Annotated in this window: 25 protein-coding genes and 1 pseudogene; 11 read left to right on the top strand and 15 right to left on the bottom strand. The window is 60.3% G+C overall.

Going from position 1 to position 21,735, the window contains the following annotated elements:
• Positions 1-10 precede the first annotated feature (10 nt).
• The 3 genes from NL528_RS22775 to NL528_RS22765 all read right to left on the bottom strand — a co-directional run bounded on the left by NL528_RS22775 (position 11) and on the right by NL528_RS22765 (position 4,163).
• Entirely contained in the window at positions 11-1,798 is a 1,788-nt protein-coding gene (locus NL528_RS22775; protein WP_309176699.1) for an ATP-binding cassette domain-containing protein, read from the bottom strand.
• A 142-nt stretch (positions 1,799-1,940) separates the two neighbouring features.
• Positions 1,941-2,399 (bottom strand): hypothetical protein, encoded by a 459-nt coding sequence (locus NL528_RS22770; RefSeq protein ID WP_309176698.1) that lies wholly within the window; start codon positions 2,397-2,399, stop codon positions 1,941-1,943.
• A 282-nt stretch (positions 2,400-2,681) separates the two neighbouring features.
• Positions 2,682-4,163: a hypothetical protein gene (locus NL528_RS22765; RefSeq protein WP_309176697.1), complete on the bottom strand. Its 1,482-nt coding sequence runs from the start codon at positions 4,161-4,163 to the stop codon at positions 2,682-2,684.
• 498 nt (positions 4,164-4,661) lie between these two features.
• On the opposite strand from NL528_RS22765, the pseudogene NL528_RS22760 reads away from it, so the two are divergent.
• Positions 4,662-4,802: pseudogene (locus NL528_RS22760) on the top strand (IS110 family transposase); the annotation flags it as partial.
• Between the two features lie 181 nt (positions 4,803-4,983).
• Here NL528_RS22760 and NL528_RS22755 read toward each other — a convergent pair.
• The 3 genes from NL528_RS22755 to NL528_RS22745 form a co-directional block, all read right to left on the bottom strand.
• Positions 4,984-5,913, bottom strand: a complete 930-nt coding sequence (locus NL528_RS22755) for a hypothetical protein (RefSeq protein ID WP_309176696.1) — start codon at positions 5,911-5,913, stop codon at positions 4,984-4,986.
• Between the two features lie 1,087 nt (positions 5,914-7,000).
• Positions 7,001-8,650: an OFA family MFS transporter gene (locus NL528_RS22750; RefSeq protein WP_309176695.1), complete on the bottom strand. Its 1,650-nt coding sequence runs from the start codon at positions 8,648-8,650 to the stop codon at positions 7,001-7,003.
• Between the two features lie 595 nt (positions 8,651-9,245).
• Complete coding sequence (locus NL528_RS22745; RefSeq protein ID WP_309176694.1) at positions 9,246-9,566, bottom strand: transcriptional regulator; 321 nt, start codon at positions 9,564-9,566, stop codon at positions 9,246-9,248.
• Positions 9,567-9,887: 321 nt separating this feature from the next.
• Between NL528_RS22745 and NL528_RS22740 the strand changes: the two genes are divergently transcribed.
• The gene (locus tag NL528_RS22740) at positions 9,888-10,064 is read left to right on the top strand and encodes a hypothetical protein (RefSeq protein WP_309176693.1); all 177 of its coding nucleotides are present in this window, start codon (positions 9,888-9,890) and stop codon (positions 10,062-10,064) included.
• On the opposite strand, the gene NL528_RS22735 is transcribed toward NL528_RS22740, so the two are convergent.
• Complete coding sequence (locus NL528_RS22735) at positions 10,042-10,233, bottom strand: hypothetical protein (protein ID WP_309176692.1); 192 nt, start codon at positions 10,231-10,233, stop codon at positions 10,042-10,044. The genes NL528_RS22740 and NL528_RS22735 overlap by 23 nt on opposite strands.
• A gap of 260 nt (positions 10,234-10,493) precedes the next feature.
• Here NL528_RS22735 and NL528_RS22730 point away from each other — a divergent pair, with 260 nt between their 5' ends.
• Entirely contained in the window at positions 10,494-10,709 is a 216-nt protein-coding gene (locus NL528_RS22730) for a helix-turn-helix domain-containing protein (protein WP_309176691.1), read from the top strand.
• Here NL528_RS22730 and NL528_RS22725 read toward each other — a convergent pair.
• Positions 10,662-11,990, bottom strand: a complete 1,329-nt coding sequence (locus NL528_RS22725) for an integrase arm-type DNA-binding domain-containing protein (RefSeq protein WP_309176690.1) — start codon at positions 11,988-11,990, stop codon at positions 10,662-10,664. The genes NL528_RS22730 and NL528_RS22725 overlap by 48 nt on opposite strands.
• A gap of 442 nt (positions 11,991-12,432) precedes the next feature.
• Here NL528_RS22725 and NL528_RS22720 point away from each other — a divergent pair, with 442 nt between their 5' ends.
• The 4 genes from NL528_RS22720 to NL528_RS22705 all read left to right on the top strand — a co-directional run bounded on the left by NL528_RS22720 (position 12,433) and on the right by NL528_RS22705 (position 15,026).
• Entirely contained in the window at positions 12,433-12,591 is a 159-nt protein-coding gene (locus NL528_RS22720; protein ID WP_309176689.1) for a hypothetical protein, read from the top strand.
• A gap of 74 nt (positions 12,592-12,665) precedes the next feature.
• Positions 12,666-12,998, top strand: a complete 333-nt coding sequence (locus NL528_RS22715) for a hypothetical protein (RefSeq protein WP_309176688.1) — start codon at positions 12,666-12,668, stop codon at positions 12,996-12,998.
• 85 nt (positions 12,999-13,083) lie between these two features.
• Positions 13,084-13,479 carry a hypothetical protein gene (locus tag NL528_RS22710; RefSeq protein WP_309176687.1) on the top strand — a complete coding sequence of 132 codons (396 nt, stop codon included), beginning with the start codon at positions 13,084-13,086 and terminating at the stop codon, positions 13,477-13,479.
• A 1,286-nt stretch (positions 13,480-14,765) separates the two neighbouring features.
• The gene (locus NL528_RS22705; RefSeq protein WP_309176686.1) at positions 14,766-15,026 is read left to right on the top strand and encodes a DUF3551 domain-containing protein; all 261 of its coding nucleotides are present in this window, start codon (positions 14,766-14,768) and stop codon (positions 15,024-15,026) included.
• Positions 15,027-15,132: 106 nt separating this feature from the next.
• Here the strand turns inward: NL528_RS22705 and NL528_RS22700 are convergent, their stop codons facing one another.
• Both NL528_RS22700 and NL528_RS22695 read right to left on the bottom strand, forming a co-directional pair.
• Positions 15,133-15,564: a hypothetical protein gene (locus tag NL528_RS22700; protein WP_309176685.1), complete on the bottom strand. Its 432-nt coding sequence runs from the start codon at positions 15,562-15,564 to the stop codon at positions 15,133-15,135.
• A gap of 87 nt (positions 15,565-15,651) precedes the next feature.
• On the bottom strand, positions 15,652-15,915 hold the full coding sequence (locus NL528_RS22695; protein ID WP_309176684.1) for a DUF3551 domain-containing protein: 264 nt from the start codon (positions 15,913-15,915) through the stop codon (positions 15,652-15,654).
• Between the two features lie 130 nt (positions 15,916-16,045).
• Between NL528_RS22695 and NL528_RS22690 the strand changes: the two genes are divergently transcribed.
• A complete protein-coding gene (locus NL528_RS22690) occupies positions 16,046-16,285 on the top strand; it encodes a hypothetical protein (protein ID WP_309176683.1) in 240 nt (79 codons plus the stop codon).
• Positions 16,286-16,312: 27 nt separating this feature from the next.
• Here NL528_RS22690 and NL528_RS22685 read toward each other — a convergent pair whose 3' ends face one another.
• Both NL528_RS22685 and NL528_RS22680 read right to left on the bottom strand, forming a co-directional pair.
• On the bottom strand, positions 16,313-16,453 hold the full coding sequence (locus tag NL528_RS22685) for a hypothetical protein (protein WP_309176682.1): 141 nt from the start codon (positions 16,451-16,453) through the stop codon (positions 16,313-16,315).
• Between the two features lie 97 nt (positions 16,454-16,550).
• Positions 16,551-17,405, bottom strand: coding sequence for a 3-hydroxybutyryl-CoA dehydrogenase (locus NL528_RS22680; RefSeq protein WP_309176681.1), 855 nt, complete (start codon positions 17,403-17,405; stop codon positions 16,551-16,553).
• Positions 17,406-17,695: 290 nt separating this feature from the next.
• Here NL528_RS22680 and NL528_RS22675 point away from each other — a divergent pair, with 290 nt between their 5' ends.
• The gene (locus NL528_RS22675) at positions 17,696-17,896 is read left to right on the top strand and encodes a hypothetical protein (RefSeq protein WP_309176680.1); all 201 of its coding nucleotides are present in this window, start codon (positions 17,696-17,698) and stop codon (positions 17,894-17,896) included.
• A gap of 26 nt (positions 17,897-17,922) precedes the next feature.
• Here the strand turns inward: NL528_RS22675 and NL528_RS22670 are convergent, their stop codons facing one another.
• From NL528_RS22670 to NL528_RS22660, 3 genes are all read right to left on the bottom strand, one after another.
• Entirely contained in the window at positions 17,923-18,171 is a 249-nt protein-coding gene (locus NL528_RS22670) for a hypothetical protein (protein WP_309176679.1), read from the bottom strand.
• A 176-nt stretch (positions 18,172-18,347) separates the two neighbouring features.
• Entirely contained in the window at positions 18,348-18,575 is a 228-nt protein-coding gene (locus NL528_RS22665) for a hypothetical protein (protein WP_309176678.1), read from the bottom strand.
• Positions 18,565-18,717, bottom strand: coding sequence for a hypothetical protein (locus tag NL528_RS22660; RefSeq protein ID WP_309176677.1), 153 nt, complete (start codon positions 18,715-18,717; stop codon positions 18,565-18,567). The genes NL528_RS22665 and NL528_RS22660 overlap by 11 nt, the downstream gene beginning before the upstream one ends.
• Before the next feature lie 210 nt (positions 18,718-18,927).
• Between NL528_RS22660 and NL528_RS22655 the strand changes: the two genes are divergently transcribed.
• Both NL528_RS22655 and NL528_RS22650 read left to right on the top strand, forming a co-directional pair.
• Positions 18,928-19,332, top strand: a complete 405-nt coding sequence (locus NL528_RS22655) for a hypothetical protein (protein ID WP_309176676.1) — start codon at positions 18,928-18,930, stop codon at positions 19,330-19,332.
• Between the two features lie 321 nt (positions 19,333-19,653).
• Entirely contained in the window at positions 19,654-21,711 is a 2,058-nt protein-coding gene (locus NL528_RS22650) for an ATP-dependent helicase (protein ID WP_309176675.1), read from the top strand.
• The last annotated feature ends 24 nt before the right edge of the window (positions 21,712-21,735 follow it).

Below are 21,735 nucleotides of genomic sequence, written 5' to 3'. Positions count from 1 at the left end.
TGTTTCCAGATCATGGGAGAACAGGCTGCGCTGGCACTTTGGCGGTTGCAGACGCGCTCCCGGGTAACGTGACTTGCGATGCAACTTGGGGCCGGCTCAAATGCCGCTCAAAGATTTCCTCGCTTTCGCCGAACGCGATAACCGCACCGCCTTCCATGATGGCGATCTTGTTCGTAGCTCCGAGGATACCCATTCGGTGAGTGACGACGACCACGGTGACATTCGCGATCTTCATTTGCTTGATGGCATCCAGAAGCACCTGCTCCCCCGCGTAGTCGAGGCTGGCGTTCGGCTCGTCGAGAACAACAAGGCGCGGATTGCCAAAGAAGGCCCGAGCAAGGCCGAGCCGCTGTCGATATCCGCGCGAAAAGGACAGGCCTCCGCTGGGAATCACGGTGTCATACCCCTGAGGCAGCCGCATGATCGCGTCATGGATTCCGACAAGCTTGGCCGCTTCGACGACCTTCCGCCGATCGGCATCATCAAGTCGCGCGATGATGTCGTTTATCGTTTCCCCGAACAGGTTGATGTCCTGGGGGAGATATCCGAGATGGTGACCGCTTCGTCCCTCGCGAAGCAGCGAAACGTCGGTACCGTCGAGCAGCACACGACCGTGCGTTGGCATGGAGAGTCCGGCGATCACCTGGCCAAGCAAGGACTTGCCAGACCCGGAGGGACCAATGATGCCAAGGCATTCTCCAGGCGCGAGACTGAACGAGACGCCTTTCAGCAGAAAATTGCCGGCCCCCGGTAGCTTTACGTCAATATTGTCGACGACGAAACCGCTCCTCGCTTGTTGCGACCAAATCTCCGTATCCTCGGCTGAGACGGGGAATGCGGCAAGGACGCCGCCGAGCCGCCGATAGGCGCTCAAGGCGGTTGCGAGCGATTTCCAGCTTGCAATCGCACCCTCGACCGGTGCGAGCGCTCGGCTGAACATCAGTGTCGCAGCAAAGATAATCGCCGGACTCTTGCCATAATCGAGGACAAGCCACGCGGCCGCACCCATGATCAGGACCTGCGACAGCGCGCGTACCGGTTTGGCAGCGAGCATGACGATCTCGCTCCGGCAGAGTGACACATCGTGCTCTCTGCGCGCATCTTGCGCGTCGTGGTAGATCAGGCGCGCAGTACCGTTGAGCATCCCCATTGTGCGGATCAAGTGAATATTGCCAACCGCAGCCGCGAATCGGCCGTAACTTCTGGACCAAGCGGCGCCGGACTTGACCAGAGCATCTTCCGTGAGCAGGTCGCCGGCAAGCGTGAGACCGAATAGGAGAGCCACGCTGCAGGCCCCCACCACGCCAAGCAACGGATGAATGAGAAAGAGGACACTGAGGAAGAAAGGCGCCCAGAGCGCGTCGAATAGCAGCGGGCATGCGCCGGATTCCACGAACTGGCGCAGAACTGTGAGGTCCCGATATGCGTCCGACGCTCGCGTCCAATCGGCGCGAAACGCAGATTCGAGGCAGGCCGAAAGCACGGGAGGACGAAGTCGATCGTCGAGCCATGCACCAAGCCGGCCCAAGGCGGCGCGGCGCAACGCGTCCAGCACGCCGCCGACTACAACCGTGATCGCAACGATGAGGGTGAGCATCAGAAGCGTGTCCCCGCTCCGGCTCGACAAGACCCGATCGTAGATCTGAAGAAGGTAGATAGACGGCGCGAAGAGAAGCAGATTGTAGCTGCAACTATACGCGAACACGAGCCCGAGCGGGCCCGCGCAGGCCCAAAGCGCGGCCTCCAACGGTGTCCGGGCCGGCGGCAAGATAGGTAAACGGATGGGCGGCATCAGCATTGTCGTAACCGCCGGAGATTGAGGGCCGACCCATTTGCCTGACCGTCGATCCGATTCTCGCGACGGACCGGCGGATCATTGGCGACAAATCCAGGACCGGCGGCCTGTGCCGCCGGTCACTGCCAGGCGGGCGAGCCGCTGGTCAGAATGTGTCGAAGTGGAAGCTGACCTCACCACCCAATGCGGCGTTGCCGCTTCCGCCATTGCCGCCGATACCAGCCACCACCTCCTGGTGCATGTCCGCCATGACCGAGTTGGTCTGAGTGGCCGTGGTGTTGGCGTATACCTTGGAGGTATCGTGGCCGCTGTCCGAGCTCTGGCTTCCGTTCGACGTGGCGCTTCCGCCATGGGCCTTCGCAAACCATGAGGCGGTCGCGTTCGCGCCTCCGGCATCCCAGTTTGCCGTCTGGCTGACGTGATCGCCGGTGTTGACGTGTACGCTGGCGCCGTCCGCCTTGTTATAGGGGTCGAAGCTGAGGGTAGGCTTGTTGATGATGGCTCCCGAGAAATTGCCGTCACCGCCATTTCCGACACTTTGACCACCGGTGTTGATCGATTTGAATTCGATCGAGTCAGAGACGTGGATCGATCCCTTTAACATATCGGCCTCCGTGCTGTGTTTTGCTTTGGTGCGACATCCCATCTCCATCAGGGACGACGGATGCGCTCACGAAGTCTGATCCCCGCTTGCTCGACCGGGATAGATGCCAAATCGGACGCCATCCAATTCGGTAGGTGTATGCACGAAAGTCTGAGATGCATCGTGAGATCCTGCTAACGGCGCAGGCCGAAAGTCTGGGTTTCCCTGTTCAGCCGGAGGCTGCGCCGAAGCGCGCCCAAGGTTTGTCGCCTCGCCATAGGTCGGGCGGGCGAGAATCCTTGCCTATCCCATCAAGTGAAGATCTGACAAAAGATGCGTGGCAAGCCCACCCCCTAACGCGAGATTGCCATGGCCGCCGTCGCCACCCACTGCGGCGATCTGGACCGCGCTCTGATCGATGTACACGCTGTTGATCTGATCTGCCTCGGCCGTCGAGTGGGGGCCGGCGATTGCGATATTGATGGGAGCGTAGATCGCAATGCTGACATCGATCAGGCTACCCGAAAAATGGCCGCCGCCACCATTGCCTGCGCCGTTCGCCCCGGTCGCGATCGCGTCGGAGCCGCCCCACAAGCCGTGGGAGACAAGGCTTCCGCCGCCGCCCATCGCAACGTTTCCGTTGCCGCCATTCCCTCCGATGCCGGCCATCTGAACGGAGGATTGATCGAGATACACGCTATTTGTCTGGACCGCGTAAGTACTGGAATTATAGCCCGCTACCGCGATGTTGATCGGGTCATACAGCACGACAGCCGTATGGACGAGCCCTCCATAGAAGTAACCGTCTCCGCCGTTGCCGGCCTGGCTGCCACCTGTGTGGACCACGTCCCAGGCGCTCCCGCCGCTCTTTGAACCCCAAACTGGGTCCGGCGTGATGACGCTGCCGCCGGTCGCCGCATTATCGTTCCCGCCATTCCCACCGACGCCGGCGATTTGGACAGCCGATTGATCGATCTCAACCGTATTCGACTGACTTGCATGCGCGGTACCACCTGGGCCCGCCACCGCAATGTTGATCGGATGGTAGATCACAACGGGGGCGTCCACCAACGCTCCGGAGAAATAGCCGTCGCCCCCATTGCCGGCGTTGTTTCCGCCAGTCGCGATCACGCCGGAGCCAAAGGAGGCGCCACCGACGCTCCCACCCGACGCGATGTTGTCGCTACCGCCATCTCCCCCGACGCCCGCCATCTGAAAGGCGGATTGATCGACATTCACGTTGTTCGTCTGGTCAGCCCAGGCAACAGAACCGTATCCCACCGCCACCGTGATGTTGATTGGTTCATAAATGAGCATGGAGGCGTGAATGATGCCTCCATAGAAATAGCCGTCGCCGCCGTTGCCCGCCGTGTTTGCTCCGCTGTCTACCGCGCTGGCGCCAATCGAGAGATTGGATGAACCAGAACCGGGCTCGATGGCCGAAACATTCGTGCCAGCCGCATTGTCGTTTCCGCCGCCGCCGCCCGGGACTGCCGTCGGTGCGGCATGTTGATCGGCCTGAACCGGAACGGATTGATCTGTGTCGCCTCCGCGATGATGCTCGGCTGGCCCAGCCTCATGCGTACGGGAAAGCGCGTCGTGGAAGTGCGCGTCAGCGCCTACAAACGAGCCGCGACCACCGGTCACAGCGCCATCGTCGCCTGTGTCAAACATGGAGAGCCAAGAAGCCCTCGATATCGGAAACCCGTCATGACCATCGTACCCATCGTGATGATGGGGGTGATGATACAGTCGGATTGCATCCGACATCCGCGAAAAATCCATGGTCGCCTCCCTCGTCGCAATCGCTGTCAGCAATCCGACGGGTCCTAGCCTCAAGACGCAATGTCGTCTTGGGAACGTCAAAAGCCGAGTCGTCAGTTCGGATGCAGCGTTTTGGGTAGCCATAACTTCGGCTACATCCGTTCGGGTGCAGCAACAGCCCTAAGGGCATCGCGCGCGTCAGTGCTGGTCGGATCGGCACGTGTCGGGCGCGTTGCAAGCGAGAGCGCCGTCAGCAAGCCAAGCTCTCTGGCACCGGCGGGTCCGAGGTCCGCTTCACTGGCATCTTGTCTGTCAGAGGGCTAAGGAAGGGCCATTCGCCACCCAAACCGAACCTGTACGGCGGTAGCGACGCTGTCCGCATCGGCGAAACGCCCGCGTTCTTGGCGCAGAGCAGACTAACTCAGCGCTGACGAGTTCCGCTAATGGGATGGTCCGGCCGTGCTCCTGCCCCGCCAGCAAGCGAAGCTGGCAAGGGGCGCCAAAGACAAGGAGCACGCCATGTCTCAGATACCCAATACCGCGATCGCCGTGATCGGCATCGATATCGGCAAGAACTCGTTCCACGTCGTGGGCCACGATGCGCGCGGCGCCATCGTGCTGCGGCAAAAGTGGTCGCGTGGCCAAGTGGAAGCGCGGCTCACCGCCAGCAACGCGGAACGCCGCTCTTCGTGGTTGATCTAGATCAAGGAATGAAGACGGTCCTGACGCCCTTAAAATGGGATGTCTGCATTACCCCCGAGAGCAGACATTTCCGGCGTCAGTCGGCATGTCCGAAACAGTGCACAACAACGGAAGTGCCCGTCTCAATCGTTTGAAGGATTCAAGGTGCGGCGATCGTCTTGGGGTGGGGCTCACCGAAAAAGCGCCGATGAAGGTTGCGGCTTACCCCAAACGCTATTTCCAAAACCAGTCTAGGGTGGCTCTTGACCAAAGAGCCCATGTGGAAGCCAAAGGGATCTTCCACAAATCCAAAGCCTGCGGGACCAGTCAGTTTCACAATCGACGCTTTGCCATAAACCGCCTCGACGTCGCTTGCGTCATGTCCGACTAGCAGAGTGTATTGATGCCTCAAGGCACGGCGAGAGTGGCTTCCGATTACATAGAAATGGGGTCCGCTGTTCTCATCCACGGGCTGAATGTAGAAGAAGAATTTGATGAGTCTCCAATCATCGAGGTCGAAGTGAAACCGTTCTTGGGAAGCAAGATGCAAATCGGCTTCTGTTGTCCCACTCGCAGGAAAACTCCACCATAATCTGGTTGCCGTAACGTGGGCTTGATCTCCAAGATAGCTTTGCGCAACGTGTTTCAGCAGAGGGTCTTTTTGAACCCGGATCGCGGCGTCGCAGTTGAGAACCCGCTCAAAGAAGTGCCCAGTTAAAACGCCTCTTCCGATCGCAGCTTCGATCGAAGCATGGTCAGCCGCCAAAAATTCAATCTTGCGATCGAAGTTGCCGAAGCATTGTGTCGATTCGGCAAATGAAAGAATTTCGTCTGTCACCGCGCCGGGCAGATGCAAGCCACGGAAGAGTCCCTTGTTCCGCAGCGCTTCAACTACTTCGTCTGTTCCAATATTCGGAAAAAGGCTGCTCGTAGAATCGAATGTTCCCGACGCTTTCGTTGCGGACCAGGTCAAGTTCCGAAAGAACATGATCCTCCCCAACGCGAACATGGGAAGCCACCTCGGATTCTCTTTTATGTCGACGAAATGGGTCGGAACGCGACGCAGCGCACGACTTAATTTTCCCACCATGGCGAACCCTCATCGAATGATACTCCCCTACATTCCAAATGAGGCGTTTTTTTCGTAAAATCACGGAAATCCAAAATCGCGGAAATCCAAAATGGCTTAGTGCCCTGTGATGACGAGGTCGGCTCTGGGTCAAAACCGGAAAAGCTCAGTGCGAGTATATGTCTTCCGCTGTTCTCCCAACAACGGACATTCGGCAGGGCATTTGCCGATCTCCCAGGAGGCTACTAGTGGGGAATGGGTTCGGCACTGGTGGGGAATTGGTGGGGATCCGGTTGGGCTCCGCCTTCGAACCGACACCGGCAGGGCGTGGTCGTCCTATGGCAACGTGGTCGCGACCGGCAAGCTTGGTGTTTCAGTGTCTCACCGTACCGAATCAAAACGACCCTTTGAGTTGAGACAGGAGAGCCACTGCCCGTCCTTGAGGTTGATCGCATCTTTGACTCAGTCATGAGCGAGGTATTTGGCACCGAACTCGATCCAGACGACATGGATGGGAGGTCTTGGACTAACAGCGGACATCGTCAGACCGCGATAGCATGGCCGAAAAGTGCCTTAAGCGGAAATCAGCTCGCTCCGCACTAGGTCCCCTCGTCGACATCCTAATTCCTCACCCGACGGACATCCCCTCCTCCTCACCGCGTTGATTGCGTTATGTTTTGCGATCGGGGTCGAAAAGCCACGGTCGAAATCCACGGTCGCGCCCCTTTCGGAGCGCGGCTCCCGGTCGCGACCCTGTACTGTCTCACTGTTTCATTTGCTGTCTCACTATTTCATTTGGTGACTCGAAACAGACTGTGCTCGATGAGACAATGGCGTGCGGGCCATTTAACTTGGCTGGGCTGCTCGCTTCGCTTTTTTCCGGGGACGCCGGTCCGGCATTGGTTGAGCGTCGACAGTGGCACCCCTATCTATGGCTGATCAACTTGGGAGCCGCAAATGTCTGAAATCGAGCGCACCTCGGCCGCATGCCAGGTTCTTCGACCACGCCAGGTTGCCCAAGCGCTTGCGTTGGCCTTGGCGAACGGGGAAACGGAAATGCCGTGCAGCGTTGAGGTTGGTACCGCCCCACGGCCTTTAATAATCAACATCAAAAAATCTTGGCCGCGCTTTGCAGCGTGATCCAGACGCCCCATGCAAGTGGGAGTCCGACGAATGCCCAGAACAGTGCGGCCCTCGCGTCGAGCCCGCCGAACCCGATTCCGAACGATCCGGAGGGTCCCAATGCGCTCGCGCTCGCCGCCTGCAGATTTGCGACTGCCGCCTCGCTCATGTGCCATTTCGGATCGACCGGCTTGATCAAATAGTTGCAGATCAGGCCCGCGATCAGCATCGCACACAGGATGTACATCGTGGTGTTGTAAAGCTGATCGCGTGGCACGCCGGCCGCGAGCTGGAATTCGCGGATGTAGTTGACCACAACCGGACCGATGATGCCGGCCGTCGACCAGGCCGTCAGCAGACGGCCGTGAATGGCGCCCACGTACTGTGTGCCGAACATGTCGGCAAGATAGGCCGGCACCGTGGCGAAGCCGCCGCCATACATCGACAGGATGATGCCGAAGCCGAGCACGAACAGCAGTTTTGAGCCCATCGCTGCAAAGGTCGGCGCCAGCGCGTACAGCGCGATGCCGAGGATGAAGAACGTGTAGTACGTATTCTTGCGGCCGATCTTGTCGGACAGCGACGCCCAGAAGAAGCGGCCGCCGATGTTGAACAGCGACAGTAGCCCGGTGAAGCCGGCTGCGATACCCGCAATCGTCGCCTTCTGCGCGGCCGTGAGCGCGTTGAAGCCGACATCCGGCAATCCGATCAGCTTGCCGGCGAAGATTTCCTGCAGCATCGGCGAAGCCATGCCGATCACGCCGATACCCGCCGACACGTTCAAACAGAGCACCCACCAGATCAGCCAGAATTGCGGCGTTTTGTGCGCGTCCTTGAGGTGAACGTTGTACCGCGAAATCATCGCATTGGCCTTGGCTGGAGGAGTCCAGCCTTCCGGACGCCAGCCCGCCGGTGGAATACGATAGCGGAACGCGCCGATCATCATGAACACGAAGTAGATGACGCCCATCGCGACGAAGGTTTCCCAGACACCGACCGAGGTCGGGGTCTTGAAGTAATTCATCAGAAGGTTCGCCAGCGGCGCGCCGATCATGGCGCCGCCACCGAAGCCCATGATGGCCATGCCGGTCGCCATGCCGCGGCGATCGGGAAACCATTTCACCAGCGTCGAGACCGGCGAGATGTAGCCGAGACCGAGGCCGACGCCGCCGATCACGCCCGAGCCGAGCCACATCAGCCACAGTTGATGCGTGATGATTCCGATCGCGCCAAGGAAGAGACCGCCGCACCAGCACAGTGCGGCGACAAAGCCGGCCTTGCGCGGCCCGACGCGCTCTAGCCAGCCGCCCCAGATCGCGGCCGAGACGCCGAGGAATACGAAGAACAGCGTGTACATCCAACCGAGGCTCGCGACTTTCCAGTCGCAGGTCGTCGTGAACAATTCCTGCACCAGCGTCATGTCGGGACACGCCTTCGGCGCGGTCAGCCCGATCGCGCGCGAGAGCGGCAACCAGAATACGCTGAAGCCGTAGGCCATGCCGATGCACAGATGAATGCAAAGCGCGGCGGGCGGCACCAGCCAGCGGTTGAAGCCGGCGGTCGCAATCGTTCGTTCCTTGGCGAGGATACCACCTCCGGTGCGAGGCATGGCTCCAGCGCTACTGATCGTCGTCATCGATTCTTTCCCTTGCAGTTGCCCTTTGCCGGGCGGGTCCGCCTAGGATCCTGTGTCTTCAGTTCTTCGCGGCACAACCTTTCCATTGCGGCCCGCGCACTTTCGAGATGCGCCAGGATCGCAAAGCGCATTCGATGATTCCAACGCCGGGCACAACCGGATACGCCCGCTGCGGACGCTTGGTCCGTTCGCAGTGCGTGCCGCGAGGCACAAGAGGACTTCGGCCGATTGGCTTCTGGTTCTCACGTCCCGGGTCGCAATTGGCGCAGCGTTGCCCGGCGTTCATTTTGTTTCCGCGTTAGAGAGGGCGGCGCTCCGCGGTCGTCATCAGCGGCATCATTGGAGAGGCCGGCGACGGGATCACGGCCGATCTCGACCCGTCGCTATTCTTGCGACCGGACCTTGATGCTGATGAGGATTTGCGGGAACCGCCGAGCAGACCAAATCCCAATGCATGCATGCAAGACCGATCAACAGTCTTGCCCGCGCTTGGCTCTTGCATTCGGGGGCATTGAGATTTACGAGAAGAGTGTTCAGGTCTTTCTCGCATTGATCCCAATTGGCCCGTGTCGAGCAATCGCGCGGGTCAATTCATTTATGCGGCGGCCTCCGTTTCCATTTGAATGTTCGTGATTGCGATTATTCCGGCACGGTGCTGGGCGAAGGCCTGACGCCCTCGGTCGGTGATGACGAACATTGTCTTGCGCCGATTGCCGACGCCGGACTTCGCCAGCTTGATGAAGCCGGCCCTGGCGAGCATGTTGGAGTGGAACTCCAATGCGCCGCGCCACTTGATGCCGAGCGCTTTATAGACCTCGGTGAACGAGGCGTCGCCGGAGCGCATCTGATGCGCGATGATCCCGAGCCGCGTCGGATGAAACAGCAATTCGGTAGGTTTGATTGGCTTACCCGGCACTGCACAGCTCCAATGAGGACCGCCCTTGGCCATCTATGCAGGATCGTCTTGAGCCGCCCCCAGTCCGGGCGAGATCGATCCGCTCATCGCGAGCTAGCGCGCTGACCTGAAGTCTGGAGACCACAGGGATCGCGCTAGTGCCAATCACCACGTCGGTGACGAGGAACAACCTATCGATAAAGACCCCTTTGTCAATGAGATTGAAAGCGCAAAGATTCAAGTTATCCCTGCACCGTAAGAGTTTCTTACGCTTCTCGATCTCATCGGCGCGAACGTAAAACAGTTTTGGACAATTGCGGACGACAACACCACGCGCCGACGATGGATATCGGCGACGACGACACCGCCGATATTGTTATCGCCGACGATGTCGGTGCTGGTGATGTTGAACGTGCACGAAAAAAAGATGCTGCATGGGATCGGCCGCCAGGCGACTACAGCAATAACACCTGTGGCAGCGACAACAGCATCGGCATCACGCGCTCCGCATCGTTTTGACGTTCGACTCCGTCGGATTGAGAATGCTCGCGACCATCACGGCCAGCGCCTCGAACGCATCGCGCTTTTCGACGAGGTATTCGTAGCGATCATAGGTTTCGCGGACCCCGCCGATGACATGGCCGAGCGCGCGCTCGGCATTGTCGGGCAGCACCTTGGCGCGACTCATGAGGCTGCGCGCGGTGCGCGGCCTCGAACGCAGCGATGGGCGAGGTAGAAACGGTTTGGGACAACAATGGACGCAATGAGACGAAACACGCGACGTTGCGCTCGGCGGAGTCGTTGCCGCAGTTGGTGATATGCCGACGTGCGCGAAAAAAGATTCGTTCTTCAACACCGATCTCAACACCGTTGACACTCTCCGCACCTCGCCAAAACCACCAGGCATCGCCATAGTAGCAACGGTCACCAAACGAAGGTCGGTGCGACATGACGAGACTGGATACGAAGAAAGCCGCCACCTACATCCCGTGCGCGAAGAGCACGCTCGACAAGTTGCGGGTAACCGGCGGCGGCCCCAGGTTCATCAAGCTCGGCAAGCGCGTACTCTATGACACGCTCGATCTCGATCGATGGCTGGAAGCGCAGAAGCGCGCCTCAACCGTTGATACTGGCGCGCCGTCGCCGGGCCGTCGCAGGCGCTGATTTTTTCGGAAACGAAACCACGTTGGCTGGCTCGCCTTCATCCGGCGAAGGGCCGCCATCCAGAAGCCCCATGATGTGCGCCAGAAACTTCTCGATCGCGGCGGCCTTCTCGTCGCGGTAGGTCCATACGTTATAGACGCCATCGATACCGGCGATGACGTGACCATTGACCGCCTTGGCATGGGTCTCGGGGATGCCGATCGCAATCATGAGCGTGCGGCACGATCGGCGCAGATCGCGGATTTGCCATGGCCGCATTGGCGACCGGCCTTCGGCCTTGCGGATTTCGGCGATCTTTTTGTCGATTGTCTTTTTCATTTTGCTGAAGCCCGAAATCGGCTTCTCGCCACCGGTTGTCGAAAACACGAAACCATTCTTGGGGATCGGCGGCAGCAATTGCTTGAAGGATGGAGTCAGGGGAATGAGGTGGTCGAGATCGGTCTTGTACCGATCTGCTGGAACCGTCCAATTGGCTCGTGCCCGATCCATCTCGTCGGTGTGCATCCGGGCAACTTCGCTGCGGCGGCCGCCGCAGAACAAAACCGCTTTCCAATATTGACGGGATGGCTCCTCCAGCTCGTCGCTCGCCCGCCACAGGTCCAGGATTTCGTCAAACGGCAAATACCGATCGCGTTTCTTTTCCCCGGCGGGCTTCTTGCCCGGCAGGGGTTGCGTGATGAATTTCGTATCCCGGTCGCGCCACCACTCGAACGCTGTATGCAGATGGGCATGGACTCGGTTGGCCATCGGGCCACCGCCTTTGGTGCCGCCGTTTGCCCTGACCTTTTCGAACATCACCTTAATCTGTTCGTCGCGCCGCAGATCGTATATCGCCACGTCGCCGATGACGGGGCGAACATGCCTATCAAAAATATCCGCTATCGCGTCGGCGCTGCGGAGCGGATCAGAGGGATCGCGCGCATATTTTTCGAGCCATTCGTCAAGGACAAAATTGACGGTGTTCTGCGTCTTGGCCGCCTTGACGTCGCGCTCTGCCGCTGGATCGCGGCCATCGGCGACCTTACCGGCATGTCGCTTGGCGGCGACGCGCGCCTCTTCGGCGGTTACCTCGCCCAACAGCCCGAGCGCCATGTATGGCCGCCGCCCGTTCCTGCCCGCCGCCGTGTACTGGTAGCCGAAGGTGACGCGCCCGCTGGGCAAACATGCCGCCCGAAAGCCCCTGATCTCGGTGTCGTAGATCGTCTGGCCGGGCGTCAGGGCCGCGACCGTCCGCTGGCTGATCTTGACCGGCTTCTTGCCGGTCGTTGCTGCTTTCATCATGGGGTCTGCCGCCGTTGTCATGGGGTCTGCGTGTAGCGCCCGTGTAGCACCGTGTAGCAAATTCGGTGCTACACGGGGATATTTGGGGTAACATGAGCTTACGGAAGAAGTGTCTGCGGTTCAATGGTTTTTGCCATTTTCGCAACAATCAGAGCACACTACGAAAATGGCCGAAACATAACTTTTAATCATGGGGTCGAGGGTTCGAGTCCCTCCGCGCTCACCAAGCTTATCCTAATGCGGCCTCGCCTCAGAATTGCGAGGGGTTGCGGCTTGCGATGGAAACGGACGAGAGAAAATACAACAATCTTTCCGCTAAACTTAATCCGGGCAGTCAAACTTCAACAAACGTAACGGTCCTGGACCGCTGAAGCGATTGGAACGTTTTGGCCAGTAGCAGGTAGTAGCAGTGGCAATCGATCCCAGTTTCGCTGGATCGAGCATGGACAAAGCGGCCGCCTATGCGATCTCAGCCTTAATCGTCGGCTTCGGTGTTTCGATCCTTATTGCCGGCCTAAGCTCCAGCGCGCCCGCTTTATGGATTTGCGTCGGTCTCATCCCCATAGCGATCGGCGTCTGGAGCGCTTTTGGTGACACTTAAAAATCCACCCCTTTCGGGGTGGTTTCGCGCAAGCATCTCTTGCCCTCTCCCGCTTGCGGGATCATACCTCTTCGATGTCTGAAATCAGCAACATGCGAACGGTCACCTGCCACGATTGCGGCAAGCCTGTCTCACTAAGTGCGCGGGCCTGCCCGGTGTGCGGCTCGCGGGAGCCAGCCGGTCCCGTGCGCATAGGACACCGCGCGCCGCGCAAGATCGGCATCGAACGTCTCAATGATCGAAATTTGGCGGTAACGTCTCTCGCGCTGGGACTGCTCGGCGCCTGCTACGGCTTCGCTACCAACACCGGCGTGATGTCTGCCATATTCTTTACTGCCCTGTACGGATTCATTGGCGTCGCCATCGGCGTGCCGATCGGCTTTGCAAGCAACCTCATTCGGCATTGAGGGCTTCGCGGGCGGCTTTTCGCGCGTCCAGACTTGCTCTCCACCAAGAGTTGCGGTTGGATGGATCTGGGTCGGGGGGTATTTCATGCGTGTCCTGGGAATTGTGGTGCTTTGCGCCATTCTTGGCGGCTGCGCGGCTTCGCGCGAAGAGGTCGTGGCTCGCTTGGGTGAGCATTACATCGGGCAAAATGTCGACGTGCTCGTCGTCGACTTCGGGCCGCCGGCATCCACCTTCAAGATGAATAGCGGCGACACATCGTATATTTGGCAGCTCGGGAACCAGACCAACGCCGTCGGCGGAGACGGCAGCGCAATCGCGAGCACCCGCTTTTGCAAAGTGAGCGTGATCGCCTCGAAAACCGGGGTCGTGAGCCAGCTCAACACCGAGGATTCGAATGCGGGTGGCGGCTTCGCCGGCGCGGTGGGAATGTACGGCAGCATATGCGCCAACCGCCTCGGCATTCGGCCCCGGCGGTCATAGGCTCGACCGGCAGCGGTTCGCGTTCGTTCCGAACCCCAAGGGATTAATAATTTGCCGATCGGCTGGCACCGCGGTTTAATGTTGCGTGCCCGCTCGCCCGCTTGCGGCCACGGCGGCGCCGATGTCAGGCCGCTGTTTGCGGTGGAAAGGCCCTCGTCCGGGTATCCCGTCCACGCGGTGCCGTTCAGCAAGGGCTGGAGTTCGCGATGAGCGGTCGCCTCAAGATCTCAGGGAACAATCGGCTCGGCAGAACGTCTTATACGACGCTTCCAGCCGAAAGGTGCCCCCCCGACTGCTGGAGGAAAACCCGTATCGATCGGGTTGGCGGCCCTCGGTTGGGGCCGTTTAAATTGACCGAGTAGGTCGCTGACAGCCTTCGACAAGCGTGGCCGGCGTCACTGATGGCGGGCAAAGGCTGGCAGCGCGAGTTTGAGGGATCCCCGTTGGGAGCGCCGGAAGCTGAAGCGAGATCAGCAATGCGGTCTGGATTTACCTCGCGGAAACCTCGCTGCAGCAAAACGATCCGGAAGGCGTAGGGTTCGAATATGAGGTTCTGGAATGAACCGCTCGGCCGGCGCGCAATCTTTGCGAAGCTTCTGATTGTCGCGGTGGTGGCGATTTCGGCTCTGTCGGGCGGCCGGTAGGTGTCTTGGTCGGGAGAGCGCGGCTTCAAAGAGCCGGCCCCAGCAGGGGGGCCGAAGGCTGGGGCCGCGGAGATGCGTCGATGCCGAAAAACAGGTTCGGCACATCCGCTTGGTAGCACGCAGATAGGCTCCTGGTCGCTCGCTCTTTCGAGGTGCCCCATTTGAGCCGTCGTGCTCGCCTGCGCACCGCCGTAGGGTTGGCGTTAATGACAGCGCCCTCGCGCGGCAGGCGCCGCGCGGAATGTAGTGCGGAGATACTCAAGGAGCCAGAACCTGCGAGAGAGCTGGGAATGCTTCAAATGGATTATCCACTTCAAATGGAATATCCACATTGGCTGATCATAGCCGGCACCGTCCTGTTGGCGATTGGATTTATCGGGCTCGCATTCAACCGAAAGAGGGACGTTGAGCCCAACGATGAGCCGACGCAAATGAAGGCAAATGGAGAACGAGACGGGCGAGAGTCGAACGTCGCCACCCTTCCCCCTTGGCCATGGCGCCCGCCACCTGAAGCGCGCTAAAATCCCCTGGCTCTCCAGTCATCGCCCTGGGTCGATCAAATTTCAGCACAAAGGCATTTGCTGATCTGTGTCATGGTCGCAACGCAATCTAGAATTTCCGACTACCAAATCGGGGCCTGAGATGAAGAACGCAGCACGTTTGCTTTGCACAGTACTCGCGGTCGGCACGATCTTGTTTGCCGCACCTGCACGGGCTCAGACCTACGATCCAAACTACCCGGTTTGCCTGCAGATCTACGACGACATGGTGCACTTCTACTTCGAGTGCCGCTACACTTCGATGGCGCAATGTGCGGCGTCGGCGTCGGGCCGATCCGCCCAGTGCGTGGTCAATCCATATTATGCGAAACCTGGCCCACGCAAAAAGCGGTCCCGAAAGTAACGGCAAGCCTCACGCCTCACCGTAGTCCGCACGCGATCCAATCCCGCCGACGAGCGGTCGGGCATTGGAGCCGCCGCGCGATGCTTCGGGTGGCCTGCGCCGACCGTCAGATCACGAGGAGCTGGCTCACGCGCCTGACATGGATGGCGCACCTGACCCCCAGTGCAATTCCGTCCAGCGTCCCGGTCAGCACCTCCGCGACGTTGTTGAAGCGATGCGGCGAGTGTTCGGCCGTATAGAGCCATGCCCTGTGGGATTTTCCCGCCAGATCGAGTTCGATCGCCGTTATGCCGAACCTCTCGCCATCGGGAAAGGCGGCGGGATTCCAATCGAGCGGCGGGGTCACGATATCAGGCAGCCTGACCTGCAGCGGACGATCCAGCTGCAAATTGATGGTGCCGTTGTGACACTGGATGATCTCGGGAAAATAGCTCCGTATCAGCGGCTTCTGAAGTTCGATGGTCCCGGGACCGCCGTTCGGGTTGGTCCTGCCGCTCGCCCAGCCACCGCCCTCGGTGACCACCGCTTCTATCCGCATGTCAATTCCTGCCGGGTTTGCCGAACCTGCTTCGGCGCAGACTGATCGATACCTGGAGATGAGGCCGGACCACCGGCCGCAATGCATTCAGTAAGCGCGATGCCGCCGGTAATTTGCTCCCGCGGGGGCGCGAGCGCCTGCAAAATAGGGATTGACGATGCACTGGGCGGAACGCCCCGATGCCGACTGCGCGCATTGCGCCAGCGAGGTATAGCCGCATCCGATGCTGTCTCCCCCGATGCCGTAGGTCTGCAGGCAGACGGGATAGTCCGGATCATACCTTTGGGCCCGGGCCGGCGCCGCCGTCAAAAGCAACACAATCGTCAAAATCCCCAAAGCCGGGATGCGCATCGGAGCCTCCGTTGGGATGGGCGGGTGATAGCACTGTCTCCCGCGGAATGTGACCTCCTTCATACGCGCCGCCCGCCGGCGGAGCTACCAACCGGTGACCCCTTCCGGTCGGCCCCTGGAGCGGCTTGCCATGCCTTCGTTTCGATATTTGATTTTTTCTGCGGCGATCCTGTTTGCCGAGCCGGGCGTTGCCCAAAAGCTGGTAGACCCAAATTCCGTCGCGCCCGAATTTCGCGAAGCCGCGGAAAAGCGGCGCGCCGAACAGGTCAAAATGGTGGAATGCCAGCATAAGGCCGATGAGGCCAAGGTGCTGCCGAGGGACCGGGCCGTGCACATCAACCACTGCCTGGAAACTGCGGCAGGCAAATAGGCTCGGCCCGTGGGCTGCGCGCCCCTCTCAGTCCCAGCCGCTAATGTCGGGGAATTCGGTGCCGTCATCGTTGCCGAAGAACCCGGACAGAATCATCACCACGAGCACGATACCGCCGGCGATAAAGGGCCACGTGTCGGCTTTGATGGTGTCGATCAGGGCCTGCATGCTCCTTCCCAGCAGGAGGGTGCGAAGCATTGGTTACCGTCGGTACGTCAAAACTTCCGCTTTGCCCGCAAGGCGAAGGTCCGCGCCCTGTGTGTCATCACGACGTGCCGTAGCTGTAAAACCCCCTGCCGGTCTTGCGGCCGAGGTGGCCGGCATCGACCATCTCCTTCAGGAGCGGGGCCGGACGATATTTGGGATCGTTGAATCCCTTGTAGAACACCTCCATCACCGACAGCATCGTGTCGAGGCCGATCAGGTCGGCCAGCGCCAGCGGGCCGATCGGATGATTGCAGCCGAGCTTCATACCGGCGTCGATTTCCTCCGCCGTCGCGATCCCCTCCTGCAGCGCGAAGATGGCTTCGTTGATCATCGGGCACAGGATGCGATTGACCGCGAAGCCTGGGCTGTTCTTGGCGGTTATCGAAACCTTGCCGATCCGTTTTGCAAACGCTTCGGCCTTGGCGACGGTGTCGTCGGAGGTTTGCAGGCCCCGGATCAGTTCCAATAGCGCCATCACGGGCACCGGGTTGAAGAAGTGCATGCCGATGAAGCGGTCGGCCCGGTCGGTCGCGGCGGCGAGTTTGGTGATCGAGATCGAAGAGGTGTTGGTGGCGATCAGTCCCCGCGGGTTCAGCGTCGCGCAAATATCCTTCAGGATCTTGACCTTCAGGTCCCCGTTCTCGGTCGCGGCCTCGATCACGAGGTCGCAAGGCGCGAGCTTCGCCTTGTCCGTCGTCGCGACGATGCGCGACAGCGTGGCTTCCTTCTCGGCGGCGGAGATCTTCTCTTTCTTGACCAGGCGGTCGAGGCTCGTGCCCACGGTGGCCAGACCGCGCGCGACGGCGGCGTCCGAGACATCGACCATGGTCACGCCGAGCCCTGCGGCGGCGCAGACCTGGGCAATGCCGTTGCCCATGGTGCCTGCCCCGATGATGCCAACCTGTTCGATCATTGCTTTTGGTCCTTTTTCGTTGCCCGAGCGGCCCGATGGCGGCTCACATCCGTTTGACATGCGGACGCGCTATGCCCGCCATCACGCATGCATACCAACACGCTGCGGCGGGCGAAACCGGTACCGCGCGGAATTGGGGCCCGTTCGGGCGTTGCATAGACTGCTCAGACGAGAAACCTGAGTCGCTTCGAGCGATGAAATCGGATATTGCCGGATGCATTATCGGTGAATTGAACCGCCGCCGTCATGTGCAATTAGCCGTCATGCGCAATTAATTGAAGTGTTTTTCGATGGAATATCGGGGCAAGCAATATTTGATATTCGAAGGCGACGAGCCGAATTCATGGCGATGGGCCGTGACCCTCGACGACCTCACCACCAAGACTGGTGAAACGAAGAGCCGGGGTGAGGCTATCACGCAGATCGTGCTTCTGATCGATGGTTCGCTTTCGGGGGCAACCAAGCATCCGGGGCGGACCAACGACGCGTGATCCGTTGTTTCACTATCATCCGTTGTTTAATTCGACACCGGGTAATTTGAAACCGGGCGCGGAGGTTCCGAATCCCCGTCCGGAACAACCAGCTTGGGGCTGTGAACGTTATCGGGCTCACCGAGTTCGTTGACGTACCAACGGCTGCGAATAAAAAGACTTTCCACCAGGAACGGGAACTTTGCGGAACTATGGCCGGCAGGCGGTTCGATGACTCGTGCGGCAATTCCAGGGAATTCGAGCCGGTAAATCCTGCCAATTTTCAATTTGCGCATGCCACGATCCATCAAGGCAAAATCTTCGATTCACGATCGTTTGTAAACAGCCTTAAATCAGCACTTGGTTGTATCATTCTCTAACGGCACGCCGATCCGATACAGCGTGCTCAAACGACTGCGGCGACTCGGTTCCCCGCATCGGTAGATCGAAACGATGACTGCCTCATGAAGCGTCACCAGCTCCGGCCGCCGAGAGCCCTGCGCTTCACCGGTTCCAGTTCCTTCTTGAGCCGGTCGCGTTCGGTGCACAGCTCGTCGACCCTGTTGAGCATTCGCTCCAGCAGCGCCTCGGCCGCGGCCGTGGAAATTCCGGCCCGCTGAAGCTGGCGGATTTCCCCGCGCTGCCGGTTCACCTGCGCGCGCATCCGTTCGATTTCGGACCTGACATCATCAAGCTGCATGCGGTTCCCGTTCGGCCAGAGCTCTTTCAATCAGGGCTCTTTCAATCTGCCGGCGAATGGCTGCGGTCGCGCGGCCTTCCCGCTCGAGAAGGCGCAGCCGGTTCCACAGACGAATGATTTCACGCTCTTTTTCGGCGTCCATGACGTTCACTCGCGGTTTTGCCTAATGTGAACGAAAAGAGAACAAATCGCAAGCCGCTAGGAATAGCGTCCCCGGCCATGGCTGCACCCTATCGCGGGGCGTTTGGCCGGTCCGAAAGGCGTGCACACGAGCCGGCAGTGGCGCTTGGCCGCCTTGACCGCAACTTGCCGTCGGATGAAGCTCCGGTCATCATTGGGGGGAACGTAAAATATGTTCGTGAGCCTTGCCGCCGTCGCGCTCATTGCTCAACTGGGCGGTCCCGTCCGCACGCCGAGCCAAGGCGAAGCCTTCGTGACTCAAACGCAGTACCGGGTCTATGCGCATCCGCCGCCGTGTGGGGACGGTTTCGATCTCAGTGCGCGTGACGGGCTCTGCTACCCCAACGGTTATCTCGCTCCACAAGATCAGGCAGCCCGGCGATATCCGGGGCCCGTGTATCGCGGTGGCAGATACCCAGTACCGTGCGGCAACGGTGCCGACGTCGATATTCGGGATGGCCTCTGTTACCCCAACGGCACGGTGCCACAGCAATTTCAACAGGGCCGGATCTATCGCGGTCCCCAATATGACGATGACGATTATTACGAACGTCGTCCGAGGCGCCGCTACTATTAAGCACCGCAGGGTGAATTGCGTTGAAGCGATGATGACGACGTCGGATACGTAAAACACCCCATTGCGGCTGCCGCGTTGTATGCAATCATCCGGAATTGATGACTGGACAGGCACCCCGCTTGGGCCCGGCCATCGGCGGCCTCACGGGTGATCCCCATCGGTGGGGCCGTTTTGTTTTCGAGAAGGCCGTCCTGATCAGGATACCCGTCCTGGCAAATTCCGCTTGGGACACTGAGTCAAATACAGGCAGCGCCTTCCGCCACTTGCGAACAAAACGAGAAACGGCGAGTCTCCGGCGCCCATGTCAGGAATGATTCGACGGTGCCCGCAGCCTACCTTTCAAGCCTCAATCCCGAACAACGGCGCGCGGTCGAGCATGGCGTGGGAACGGATGCCTCGGCAGGACCGCCGCTTCTCGTCATCGCCGGCGCCGGATCTGGCAAGACCAACACCCTCGCCCACCGCGTCGCGCATCTGATCATCCATGGCGCGGATCCGCGGCGGATCCTCCTGATGACATTCTCGCGCCGGGCGGCCGCCGAAATGACCACGCGCGTCGAACGCATCGCCCGCAAAGTGCTCGGCGACGAGGCCGGGGTCATGACCGACGCGCTGAACTGGGCCGGCACATTTCACGGCATCGGCGCGCGGCTGCTGCGCGAATATGCCGAGCGGATCGGTCTCGATCCCGCCTTTACGATCCACGACCGCGAGGATTCCGCCGACCTGATGAACCTGGTCCGGCACGAGCAGGGACGATCGAAAACCGAGAAGCGTTTTCCCACCAAGGGCACCTGCCTTGCGATCTATTCGCGTTGCGTCAATGCGGAAATCTCGATCGAACAGGTGCTGGGGCAGTTCTTTCCATGGTGCGCCGGCTGGTCGAGCGAACTGAAACAATTATTCGCAGCCTATGTCGACGCGAAGCAGAAGCAGAACGTGCTCGATTACGACGATCTGCTGCTCTACTGGGCGCAGACGATGGCGGAGCCTGCGCTGGCGGAAGAGATCGGCTCGCGCTTCGATCACGTGATGGTCGACGAATATCAGGACACCAACCGTCTGCAATCGTCGATCCTGCTGGCGCTCAAGCCCGGCGGACGCGGACTGACGGTTGTCGGCGACGACGCGCAATCGATCTACTCGTTTCGCGCCGCGACCGTGCGCAACATTCTGGATTTTCCTGGCCAGTTCAGCCCAAACGCAGAAATCGTCACCCTCGATCGCAACTACCGTTCGACGCAGCCGATCCTGTCCGCCGCCAACGGCGTCATTGGGCTGGCCAGGGAGCGCTTCACCAAGAACCTCTGGACCGATCGCGCCTCGACGCGAAAGCCGCAACTGGTCGCGGTGCGCGATGAGGCCGACCAGGCGCGCTACATCGTCGAACGCGTGCTTGAAAATCGCGAGGAAGGATCGCTGCTGAAGCAGCAGGCCGTGCTGTTCCGCACCTCTTCGCACAGCGGTCCGCTCGAGATCGAGTTGACCCGCCGCAACATTCCCTTCGTGAAATTCGGCGGGTTGAAATTTCTCGACGCCGCCCACGTCAAGGACATGCTGGCCCTGCTTCGGTTCGTGGAAAATCCCCGCGACCGTGTCGCAGGCTTCCGGATCCTGCATCTGTTGCCGGGCGTGGGACCGGCGTCGGCGCAGCGCGTGCTCGACCTCATGAGTGAGGCCGCCGATCCGCTTGCAGCACTGTGCGGCCTGCCGTCGCCGCCCCGCGCCGGCGCGGACTGGCGCGACTTCACCGAGGCGGTCGGCAATCTGCGCTATGGCGAATGGCCCGCCGATCTCGAGCGCGCGAGACTCTGGTACGAGCCGCATCTGGATCGCATTCACGAAGACGCCGAGGTTCGCCGCGCCGATCTGATCCAGCTCGAGCAGATCGCGGCCGGCTATCCCTCGCGCGAACGGTTCCTGACCGAGCTCACGCTCGATCCGCCGGACGCCACCAGCGACCAGGCCGGCGTGCCCCTGCTCGACGAGGATTATCTGATCCTGTCGACGATTCACTCGGCCAAAGGTCAGGAGTGGAAGTCGGTGTTCGTGATGAACGTGGTCGACGGCTGCATGCCGTCCGATCTGGGCGCGGGCACTTCGGCGGAACTGGAGGAGGAGCGGCGATTGCTTTATGTCGCCATGACCCGCGCCAAGGACGATCTGCACCTCATTGTGCCGCAACGCTTCTTCACTCACGGCCAGAATTCACTCGGCGACCGCCACGTCTACGCCTCACGGTCCCGCTTCATTTCAGAATCCCTGCTGCCGATGTTCGAGCGGACCAATTGGCCGCCGGCCTCCGCGGCCGCGGCGCGCGCGGCCAACCAGGGACCGCGCATCGATATCGGCGCCCGCATGCGCGGTATGTGGCGCTGACCGCGGAGCTCCATTCAGCCTTGG

Source organism: Bradyrhizobium sp. Ash2021, from assembly GCF_031202265.1.
Classification (GTDB): domain Bacteria; phylum Pseudomonadota; class Alphaproteobacteria; order Rhizobiales; family Xanthobacteraceae; genus Bradyrhizobium.
The sequence above is the reverse complement of the archived record's forward strand: the minus strand, read 5'-3'. Positions and strand labels throughout refer to the sequence as shown.

Excerpts from the sequence above, each read along its gene's own strand:
- NL528_RS22750 (WP_309176695.1), bottom strand. The coding sequence starts at position 8,650 with ATGACGACGATCAGTAGCGCTGGAGCCATGCCTCGCACCGGAGGTGGT.
- NL528_RS22725 (WP_309176690.1), bottom strand. The coding sequence starts at position 11,990 with ATGATGAAAGCAGCAACGACCGGCAAGAAGCCGGTCAAGATCAGCCAG.
- NL528_RS22775 (WP_309176699.1), bottom strand. The coding sequence starts at position 1,798 with ATGCTGATGCCGCCCATCCGTTTACCTATCTTGCCGCCGGCCCGGACA.
- NL528_RS22695 (WP_309176684.1), bottom strand. The coding sequence starts at position 15,915 with ATGCGCATCCCGGCTTTGGGGATTTTGACGATTGTGTTGCTTTTGACG.
- NL528_RS22685 (WP_309176682.1), bottom strand. The coding sequence starts at position 16,453 with ATGCAGGCCCTGATCGACACCATCAAAGCCGACACGTGGCCCTTTATC.
- NL528_RS22715 (WP_309176688.1), top strand. The coding sequence starts at position 12,666 with ATGTCTGAAATCAGCAACATGCGAACGGTCACCTGCCACGATTGCGGC.
- NL528_RS22675 (WP_309176680.1), top strand. The coding sequence starts at position 17,696 with ATGGAATATCGGGGCAAGCAATATTTGATATTCGAAGGCGACGAGCCG.
- NL528_RS22765 (WP_309176697.1), bottom strand. The coding sequence starts at position 4,163 with ATGGATTTTTCGCGGATGTCGGATGCAATCCGACTGTATCATCACCCC.
- NL528_RS22755 (WP_309176696.1), bottom strand. The coding sequence starts at position 5,913 with ATGGTGGGAAAATTAAGTCGTGCGCTGCGTCGCGTTCCGACCCATTTC.
- NL528_RS22690 (WP_309176683.1), top strand. The coding sequence starts at position 16,046 with ATGCCTTCGTTTCGATATTTGATTTTTTCTGCGGCGATCCTGTTTGCC.
- NL528_RS22710 (WP_309176687.1), top strand. The coding sequence starts at position 13,084 with ATGCGTGTCCTGGGAATTGTGGTGCTTTGCGCCATTCTTGGCGGCTGC.
- NL528_RS22740 (WP_309176693.1), top strand. The coding sequence starts at position 9,888 with ATGGATATCGGCGACGACGACACCGCCGATATTGTTATCGCCGACGAT.
- NL528_RS22660 (WP_309176677.1), bottom strand. The coding sequence starts at position 18,717 with ATGGACGCCGAAAAAGAGCGTGAAATCATTCGTCTGTGGAACCGGCTG.
- NL528_RS22680 (WP_309176681.1), bottom strand. The coding sequence starts at position 17,405 with ATGATCGAACAGGTTGGCATCATCGGGGCAGGCACCATGGGCAACGGC.
- NL528_RS22670 (WP_309176679.1), bottom strand. The coding sequence starts at position 18,171 with ATGCGCAAATTGAAAATTGGCAGGATTTACCGGCTCGAATTCCCTGGA.
- NL528_RS22705 (WP_309176686.1), top strand. The coding sequence starts at position 14,766 with ATGAAGAACGCAGCACGTTTGCTTTGCACAGTACTCGCGGTCGGCACG.
- NL528_RS22735 (WP_309176692.1), bottom strand. The coding sequence starts at position 10,233 with ATGAGTCGCGCCAAGGTGCTGCCCGACAATGCCGAGCGCGCGCTCGGC.
- NL528_RS22730 (WP_309176691.1), top strand. The coding sequence starts at position 10,494 with ATGACGAGACTGGATACGAAGAAAGCCGCCACCTACATCCCGTGCGCG.
- NL528_RS22665 (WP_309176678.1), bottom strand. The coding sequence starts at position 18,575 with ATGCAGCTTGATGATGTCAGGTCCGAAATCGAACGGATGCGCGCGCAG.
- NL528_RS22655 (WP_309176676.1), top strand. The coding sequence starts at position 18,928 with ATGTTCGTGAGCCTTGCCGCCGTCGCGCTCATTGCTCAACTGGGCGGT.
- NL528_RS22700 (WP_309176685.1), bottom strand. The coding sequence starts at position 15,564 with ATGCGGATAGAAGCGGTGGTCACCGAGGGCGGTGGCTGGGCGAGCGGC.
- NL528_RS22770 (WP_309176698.1), bottom strand. The coding sequence starts at position 2,399 with ATGTTAAAGGGATCGATCCACGTCTCTGACTCGATCGAATTCAAATCG.
- NL528_RS22720 (WP_309176689.1), top strand. The coding sequence starts at position 12,433 with ATGGACAAAGCGGCCGCCTATGCGATCTCAGCCTTAATCGTCGGCTTC.